This is a genomic window from Methylobacterium sp. CCH5-D2 (assembly GCF_001556475.1).
Classification (GTDB): domain Bacteria; phylum Pseudomonadota; class Alphaproteobacteria; order Rhizobiales; family Beijerinckiaceae; genus Methylobacterium; species Methylobacterium hispanicum.
In genome coordinates this window covers 1-764 of record NZ_LSIX01000239.1, presented here as the reverse complement: position 1 = coordinate 764, position 764 = coordinate 1, and the positions used below count along the sequence as shown (strand labels likewise).

Annotated in this window: 1 protein-coding gene; it reads right to left on the bottom strand. The window is 71.1% G+C overall.

Annotated features, from left to right (window positions below; genetic code table 11):
• Positions 1-764: porin (locus tag AX737_RS06300; RefSeq protein WP_066919916.1), on the bottom strand; the 764-nt coding region annotated here is incomplete at both ends.

The window sequence follows — 764 nt, the reverse complement described above, 5'->3', positions numbered from 1 at the left end:
ACGCCGGCGCGGACGACGGCGAACTCGGTGTCGCGGCGGCTGTTGGTGACGCCGGAGACGAGGGCGACGCCCGGGGAGCCGATGCCGACGAGGCCGCCGGCCGGGGTGGTGGCGAACACGCCGTTGTTGCGGTTGCCCTGGTCGAGGTTCACGTAGAGACCTTCCACCTTCAGCGTCACGGCCGAGGAGCGGAAGAAGTTCAGGAACGAGTCGGTGGGCAGGGCGTACTCGATGCCGCCGCCGACGGCGTAGCCGGTCTGGAACTCGTCACGCGAGGCGTTCGGCAGGCCGAAGTCACGGCCGCCGCCCGAGCCGTAGGCGAAGCCGCCGGTGGCGTACACGAGGGTGCGGTCGAAGGCGTAGCCGAGGCGGCCGCGCACGGTGCCGAAGTAGTCGAGGCTCGAGAGGCCGTTCGGGTTGTAGACGAGCGAGCCGGGCACCAGGGTGCTGCCGGCGGGCGCGGCGAAGGCGAAGCGGTTCCGGTTGCGGCCGAAATCGGCGTACTGCGCGTCGGCCTCGACGCCGATCACGATGCCCGAGCCCGGGGTGAACTGGTAGTTGTAGCCGATCTGGCCACCGCCGACGAAGCCGTCGGAGGACCGCTCACCGCCGAAGGCGAGAACGCCCGAGGTGAAGGTGTTGCCGGCGGCGAAGAGGCGGGTGCCCGGCGAGACGGCGACGACGGTGGGCGCGCGGTCGTTACCGGTGCCGAAGCCGTAGCCGGCGTTGAAACCGGCGTAGAAGCCCGTCCAGGTGAAGACCGG